Raw genomic sequence first — 2,061 nt, 5'->3', positions numbered from 1 at the left:
CCCTGCTCCCCGGCCGCTCTGCCATCACCACCGCTTCCCCCCAGGCCCCGTCCCCCCGCCACGCCGCAGCCGAGGTTCCCGCCCTGTCCTCCTCGTCCATGACGCTCGATTGCCGTCCACAGCGGCTGGTGCGGGGATGACCGCCCAGCTCTGCCACCATGGCCAGCGTCCCAGCCGACCTGTGGTGCTCCCCAGCCTTGCTCAGGCCTACGAACACTGCCGGCAGGAGACGGCCGAGTGGGCCAAGACCTTTTATCTGGGCACCTTGCTGATGCCTCCGGCCAAGCGCCGCGCGATCTGGGCGATCTACGTGTGGTGCCGCCGCACCGACGAGCTGATGGACAGCGCCGAGGCCCAGGCGCGCTCCGAGCAGGAGCTGGCTGAGCGTCTCGATGCCTGGGAGCTGCGCACCAGGGAGCTGTTCAACGGGGTGGTCCACGACGGCCTGGATCTGGCCATGCAGGACACCCTTGAGCGCTATCCCCAGCCGCTGCAGGCCTACCTGGACATGATCGAGGGCCAGCGCATGGACCTGAGCCGGCAGCGCTACACCAGCTTTGCCGAGCTGGAGCTCTACTGCTATCGGGTGGCCGGCACGGTGGGCCTGATGACCCAGGAGGTGATGGGCCGCGACGCCGCCTACACGTCGGCCCCCTGGAGTGCTGCCCCAGACACCTCGGATGCGGCCGTGGCCCTGGGCATCGCCAACCAGCTCACCAACATCCTGCGCGATGTGGGAGAAGACCGCAGCCGCGGGCGGATCTACCTGCCCCAGGATGAGCTGGCGCGGTTTGGCTACGGCGAGGAGCAGCTTCTGGCGGGGGTGCTCAACGACAACTGGCGGGCCTTGATGCGCTTCCAGGTGACCCGGGCTCGTCAGTGGTTTGCCCGCTCGGAGGCCGGCGTGCGCTGGCTGGCTCCCGATGCCCGCTGGCCGGTGTGGGCCTCGCTGCGGCTCTACCGCGGCATTCTCGATGTGATCGAGCAGCAGAACTACGACGTGTTCAACAAGCGGGCCTATGTGCCCCGCACCGGCAAGCTGCTCGACCTGCCGCTTTCCTTCGTTGTGGCCCAGGTGCGCTAGCCAGCCGTGGCGCTCAGTCCCTGGTCCGCTTCGGCCAGGGCCTCCAGCAGCAACGGGTTCACCTGTTCCGGGGCCTCATCGTGGGGGCAATGGCCCAGCCCCGGCAGTTCATGCAGCTGCCGCACACAGGCGAAGCGCTGCCAGCGGCGGGCTTCGGCCACGGGCTCCCAGGGATCTGCCTGACCGCAGATCAGGGTCACGGGCGTGGCCAGCTGGCCCAGCAGGTCCGGGGCCAGGCAGTCGTCGAAGAGATTCACGAAGCCGCGGAAGGCCTCGCTGGCGCCGGGCTGCTGGGCCGGGGTGAGAAGCAACGCCACCAGCTGCTCATCCACGTTGCGGCCGCTGGGATAGGCCTGGAGCAGCACCCGGCGGATCGCCTCCGGCCGGGCGAAGGAGCGGAACAGCAACTGGGTCAGCCAGCGTTGGCGCACCACGCTTTTCAGGGCCGGGCGCAGGCGGCGCAGCCCTGCGGGCTGGTCCACCAGGCGCTTGTCATCGAGGGCGCGCTGGGCGCAATCCACTAGAACCACGCCCAGGGCGGGCCGGCCACTGCGCTCCAGCTTGGCAGCGGCGGCCAGGGCGACGACGCCACCGATGGAGTTTCCCACCAGCTGCACCGTGTCCAACTGCTGGGAGGCGATGAACGCCACCACCTGATCAGCCCAGAGCTCCATGCCGTAGCGCAGGGAGCCTGGCAGCTCGGGTTCGTCGCCCAGGCGGGAGCGGGGCTTGTCGCTGGCCCCGAAACCGATCAGGTCAAGGGCATACACAGTCCGTTGTTTCCGCAGGGCCTCCACGCTGTGACGCCAGTGCTCCTTACAGGCCCCGAAGCCATGGATCAGCAGCACCGGCGCCGCCGGGGTGCTGCTCAGGGCCGGCGCGCTCAGATAGGCCACACGCCAGCCCCGCCAGGTCATGGCCGCCAGCCAGGCCGGGGGGTAGGGAGAGGTGACCATCGGGCTGGGGCGGGGAACGGA

2 protein-coding genes are annotated in these 2,061 nt (G+C 69.6%); one reads left to right on the top strand and one right to left on the bottom strand.

Annotated features, from left to right (window positions below):
- The first annotated feature begins 136 nt into the window (after nucleotides 1-136).
- Nucleotides 137-1,084, top strand: coding sequence for a phytoene synthase (locus IQ216_RS13685; RefSeq protein ID WP_186698397.1), 948 nt, complete (start codon nucleotides 137-139; stop codon nucleotides 1,082-1,084).
- On the opposite strand, the gene IQ216_RS13680 is transcribed toward IQ216_RS13685, so the two are convergent.
- Nucleotides 1,081-2,061 (bottom strand): alpha/beta fold hydrolase (locus IQ216_RS13680; RefSeq protein WP_370566756.1); only part of this gene is annotated, 981 nt, incomplete at its 5' end. The genes IQ216_RS13685 and IQ216_RS13680 overlap by 4 nt on opposite strands.

This window comes from Cyanobium sp. LEGE 06143 (assembly GCF_015207535.1).
In the GTDB taxonomy this organism is placed as follows: Bacteria; Cyanobacteriota; Cyanobacteriia; order PCC-6307; family Cyanobiaceae; genus NIES-981.
This window is presented reverse-complemented; position numbering and strand designations above follow the sequence as displayed.

Bases quoted from the DNA above. Each gene is read 5' to 3' on its own strand.
- IQ216_RS13685 (WP_186698397.1), top strand. From the start codon at position 137: ATGACCGCCCAGCTCTGCCACCATGGCCAGCGTCCCAGCCGACCTGTG.